Origin of the sequence: Clostridium sp. (assembly GCF_036639235.1) — a bacterium.
In the GTDB taxonomy this organism is placed as follows: Bacteria; Bacillota; Clostridia; order Clostridiales; family Caloramatoraceae; genus Clostridium_AB.
The window spans coordinates 1-5,291 of sequence record NZ_JAVWJB010000072.1; the positions used below are offsets into that span (position 1 = coordinate 1).

Below are 5,291 nucleotides of genomic sequence, written 5' to 3' on the forward strand. Positions count from 1 at the left end.
GTAAATTTTTATTCCCTTCTTAATAGTATATAGTAAAGGCTTTTTATTAGGAGGGGGTTATGTATTGGTATATTTTAAGATGGAAAAGGACTTTTGACTTTAAGGGAAGATCTAGAAGAACAGAGTATTGGATGAGTTTTTTAGTGGATTTATTTATTAGCTTTTTCCTAGGATTTGTAAGTATATCTATGGGTATGGGAGGATTAATGCCACAGGTTTACTATGTAGTTATTATAATTCCGATACTTGCAGTTACTGTTAGAAGATTACATGATTCGGGTAGAAGTGGGTGGTGGCTTCTGCTCCTAGGATTCCCGGCCATATCTGAGCTTGTTGCACTTAACCCTGATATGGCTGTTTCACTTCTTGGGATTATATTGTCTATATCATCATTTATAGCTTGTATTACCCTGTTTATATTTATGCTTCAGGATGGTCAAGTTGGGGAGAATAACTATGGGAAAAACCCTAAAACACTAGAGGATCTTGGAGAACTATAATTACGTAACCATAGACAAATTTATGCATATTATATAATATGGTGTAATTTGTGGAGGATATATATGGTAATAAGAAAAGGTCCCTCTAAAAAGGGACAATGTTGTAAGCCTTCAAAATGCTATGATTATAGTTGTTGTTCACATATAGACTGTAATAAGATATTGTGTGAATTTCACAAATTAGTTAAGGAATCAGAGAAATGCTTTGAATCAGCTGAGGAAATTCAAGAAGAGGTTCTATGTAATTTACTTCAAAGCTTACTAGACCTTGAGGAGTCAATGGAGTGTTATTATAAAGGGAAAAGTTTATCCATTAAAGGAGAAAAACTTCTTGATTGTTCACCATGCTGCTTTGAGTGTAATCGTGATAGCTGTGAATGTAGATGCCTTAAAAGAGAGGCTATTCGGGCATATTCATCCTATGAAAAAGATATGCTAGATGTTATATGTATGCTTAAAAAACTTATAGTAACCTTAAAACACACTAGTAATTCTGCCTGTGATGCAACCAAGATATACAATAAGTACTTTGAATGTGTACACTGTAGCAGGGATAAGTGTGGGCACAAATAGTTAATATGCTGTGAATATATTTTTTTATATTTAGTAGGGGCTAAGTGGTTTAATATAATCACTTAGCCATATTTCTTTGTATATTAACTACAAAGAAATATATCCTTAATAATCATAGTTTACAAGTGAGTAATTTGAAGAATTTTTAAGATTTTGGAAGAATAGTGAAGGTAATTTTCCCAAATAGTTTAAAATAATAATGAAAATCATTTTCAAGTATTAATGATTCGTGATATAGTGATAACAGAAAACAACTTACAGGAGGAGTAAAATGGCTAGAGAAAGAGGACCACGTTTTAAACTTTGTAGACGTTTAGGATTGAATGTTGTCGGTCATCCTAAGGCTATGGATAGATCAAATGCCCATAATAGTAGAGCCTCAAGAAAGTTATCTGATTACGGTACACAACTTCTTGAAAAGCAAAGACTTAGAGCCTATTATGGAGTATTAGAAAAGCAGATGATGAGATATGTGAAGGATGCATTTGCTTCTAAAGAAATGCCAGGTGAGGTTATAGTTAGAACCTTAGAGTCAAGACTTGACAATATGGTATATAGAATGGGATTTGCAAACTCACTTAGAGCTGCAAGACAAATGGTTAATCATGGACACGTACTGGTAGATGGAAAGAAAGTGAACATCCCTTCATTTATTCTAAAACCAGGATCACAGGTTGTACTAAGAGAAAAATCAAGAAATTCCCCTAATTACATTGATGCAATTCAGAGTAACGGCGTGAACTTACTACCTTATATTGAAAAGGATTTAGACAATTATAAGGGTACGTATGTAAGATATCCAGAAAGACATGAGATACCAATTGATATAAATGATCAATTAATAGTTGAGTACTACTCAAAATAATGTGGTAAATAGTTAGTAAGCCGCTCCTTAAGTTTAATTCTACATAAATATATATCTTGCCTATATAGACCCCTAGTCTGGGGTCTATATGTTTTTTTGAAAAAAATTCAATACTCATTTTAAAAAGTTTATATAGGTGAATTTAAGTTTAAATGGATAGTTTATTAATTTACGGGCAAAATAATTTTGATTAATAAGTTGGCCATTTATTTTTTTGCACTGAATTATTTTAACTTTTATTTAGGTGCCTTTGCACTAATTCTACGAAAGGTGTGTATGCTATATGAATATATTCTTTGGTATTCTATGTTTGGCTGTAATTATAGGTATAGCATTTCTACTATCAGATAGTAAGAAGAATATTAAGTGGAGAACAGTTATAGTTGGTCTTTTAGGACAGTTTATTCTGATATTCTTTGTTATGAAGGTACCTTTAGGTCAGAGGATTCTTGAGGTTATGGTATTTGGAGTAGATAAGGTTGTTAAGTTCGGTATGGAGGGGGTTGCCTTTGTATTTGGAGACTTAGCTACTAATACTTTTATTTTTGCAGTTGGGGTACTTGCGCTTATTGTTTTTACAAGTGCACTTATTTCAGTACTATACTTTCTTAAGATTATTCCATTCTTCGTTAGGGTTCTAGGAAGAGCTATAGCAAGAATTATGGGAACTACTGAGGTTGAGACTTTTTCAGCTATTGGAAACTCATTTCTTGGTGGTACAGAAGCGCCACTATTAATTAGACCATATATTAAGGAACTTACATCATCGGAGCTATTTGCAGTAGTATCTGCTGGGTTTGGTTCAGCATCTGCAGCTATTCTTGCAGGTTATAGTGTTATTGGTATAGACATGAGATACCTACTTATTGCAGTATTTACTGTACCATTTAGTTGTCTTATGATCTCTAAGGTTATTAAGCCTGAAACAGAGGTTTCAAAAATCGCCAAGGGTGCTAAGGTTCATGGATGTGAATACGGTAATATATTCGAGGCTATAGGTGATGGTGCATTAACAGGTAAGGACCTTGCTATTAATGTTGGAGCAATGCTAATTGCATTTTTAGGTATTATAGCACTTATTAATGGACTTCTTGGGATATTTTCAATTAGTTTATCAACTGTACTAGGATGGGTATTCTCACCTGTTGGATATTTAATGAACATTCCACAGGGAGAAATAACAACATTTGCATCACTTATAGGTATTAAGACAGCTATTAATGAGTTTGTTGCTTATAGCGATCTTGTTAAGGTTATGGGGAATTTATCTCCTCGTACAGTTGCAATATTATCAGTTTCAATTTGTAACTTTGCAAATATAGGTACTATAGGTATACAAATCGGAGGATTTGGAGTACTTGCACCGGAACGTAGATCAGAAGTTGCTAGAATAGGTCTTAAGGCACTGCTTGTAGGATTATTAGCAACCTTAACTACAGGTGCTATAGTAGGTATGATGTTCTAAGCTAATAATTTTTAAAAGAGAAGAGTAATCTTCTCTTTTTATTTTTATCACTAAAATTTAACAAATATGATAAAATAATTATAAAAGCTTAAGAGGTGAAATTATGTGGGTAGAGCTTCAAATTAACATTTTTATGTGTTTTTTAATGCTCGTAACTCTTATTCATGGGTATTCTAAGTTAGATACTAGTAAGGAAGCGTATAAATATTTTTTATTAGCTAAGTCTTTAATAATATTTATAATGGCACTTGAATGTATTACAGTTATCTTAAATGGTCATATGTATTCTATCTATACTGTTATTCTTCATAAAATTACTAATGTTATTGGTTTTGTATTAACTCCATTTATTCCCTTTTTGTATTGGGTATTTTTAACTTTGTGGCTAAACATAGAGAAAAAATATAAATTACTTGAGAAAATTTTTATTTGGTTAATTATAATTAATGGAGTCCTTTCTATTTTAAGTTATAGATTTAATTTGATTTTCAATGTACAGAATAATGGTGTATATGAAAGAGGGCCAGTGTTTTTTGTTAATAGCTTTATATGTTTAGTTATTATTCTAGGATGTGCGTATATAATTCTTAAAAACTTTAGATTTTTATCAAGTGAAGAAAAGAGCGTATTTATTCTAAATCTGTTAATACCGGTTTTATTATCATTAATTCAAATAAATACCTTTAAGTTTTTAACTATATGGAGTAGTTGTAGCATTGTATGTATTTTAACTTACGCCTTCTTACTTAATGATAAAAGTAAAAAGGACCCTTTAACAGGCCTTTATAATAAGCAGGTTTATTATGATGAAATTAATAAAGCTCTAAGGGGACAATATCAATATTTTACTATTATTAATATTGATATTGATAAATTTAAAAGTATAAACGATAATTTTGGACATGCTGAGGGGGATAGGGCTCTTATAGAACTTTCAAATATTCTTTACACTACATTTAAGGGAATTGGAAAGGCTTTGAGAGTTGGAGGAGATGAGTTTATAGTATTTTTATATGAAAATGACCCTTTAAAAGTTGAAGTAATTATAAATGACATGTTTGAGTTATTAGATAAGTATAATAGAACGCAAAACAAACCCTATAATATTAATATAAGTTATGGAGTTAAAGTAGTTGATTCAAACAATATAGATATACATGATGCATTAATAGAATGTGATAAGCTAATGTATAAGAATAAGAGTAAAAAAGCAGCATCAAAATAATTTGGTGCTGCTTAATTTTTATTTACAGTGTTTTTTAGGGCTTTTATATATTTTAGTGAATAATAAAATATTTAAAAAGAAGATTAGGGTAAGTAGTAAAACAATGTATCTTGTTAGGTATTCAACAGTATAGATATTTGTATGGACTTTAAATTCATTACTTTTTATTATTTTATGTTTAACCATATATGCCTTAAGGGTTTTGTGAACATCTACAATTCTGTTTTCACTAATATTTTTAATAGTATCTATTGGAGAGTGAATTTTATCAACATCATCATGAATAAGTGTTACAGAGTCTATTCCAAATGGGTCAAATGAGGCGTGATCGCTATTGTCCATATGCAAAGTGTTAGATTTGACTCCAAGTGCACTCATTATAGATAAAATTTCCTTAGATAGTGGATTCTCGTTGTTGCTTAGTACTGATAGAGGAATTTCCTTAGTTGAGGCTACCATATCAAAGTTAATTACCTTTCCGCCCTTTAATTTTAATGGAGGGTTTTTGGCAAAGTACTGAGAACCAAGTAAGCCTACTTCTTCAGCATCAAAGCAAGCAAATACTATATTTCTTTCAGGTTTTGACTTAGATAATGCTCTAGCTGCTTCAATTACAAATGAAGTTCCTGAGGCATTATCAAGTGCACCAGGGTAGATTCTTCC

Annotated in this window: 6 protein-coding genes; 5 read left to right on the top strand and 1 reads right to left on the bottom strand. The window is 31.2% G+C overall.

The genetic code is table 11. The features are described 5' to 3' along the window. The first annotated feature begins 59 nt into the window (after positions 1 to 59). The 5 genes from RR539_RS10225 to RR539_RS10245 all read left to right on the top strand — a co-directional run bounded on the left by RR539_RS10225 (position 60) and on the right by RR539_RS10245 (position 4,628). Positions 60 to 500, top strand: a complete 441-nt coding sequence (locus RR539_RS10225; RefSeq protein WP_332472897.1) for a DUF805 domain-containing protein — start codon at positions 60 to 62, stop codon at positions 498 to 500. A gap of 63 nt (positions 501 to 563) precedes the next feature. Continuing rightward, the gene (locus RR539_RS10230; RefSeq protein ID WP_332472896.1) at positions 564 to 1,073 is read left to right on the top strand and encodes a hypothetical protein; all 510 of its coding nucleotides are present in this window, start codon (positions 564 to 566) and stop codon (positions 1,071 to 1,073) included. A 271-nt stretch (positions 1,074 to 1,344) separates the two neighbouring features. Then, positions 1,345 to 1,938 carry a 30S ribosomal protein S4 gene (gene rpsD, locus RR539_RS10235; RefSeq protein WP_332472895.1) on the top strand — a complete coding sequence of 198 codons (594 nt, stop codon included), beginning with the start codon at positions 1,345 to 1,347 and terminating at the stop codon, positions 1,936 to 1,938. A gap of 283 nt (positions 1,939 to 2,221) precedes the next feature. Further along, positions 2,222 to 3,403, top strand: coding sequence for a NupC/NupG family nucleoside CNT transporter (locus RR539_RS10240; RefSeq protein ID WP_332472894.1), 1,182 nt, complete (start codon positions 2,222 to 2,224; stop codon positions 3,401 to 3,403). Between the two features lie 145 nt (positions 3,404 to 3,548). After that, on the top strand, positions 3,549 to 4,628 hold the full coding sequence (locus RR539_RS10245; protein WP_332472893.1) for a GGDEF domain-containing protein: 1,080 nt from the start codon (positions 3,549 to 3,551) through the stop codon (positions 4,626 to 4,628). 18 nt (positions 4,629 to 4,646) lie between these two features. Here the strand turns inward: RR539_RS10245 and RR539_RS10250 are convergent. Beyond that, positions 4,647 to 5,291 (bottom strand): M28 family metallopeptidase (locus RR539_RS10250; RefSeq protein ID WP_332500403.1); only part of this gene is annotated, 645 nt, incomplete at its 5' end.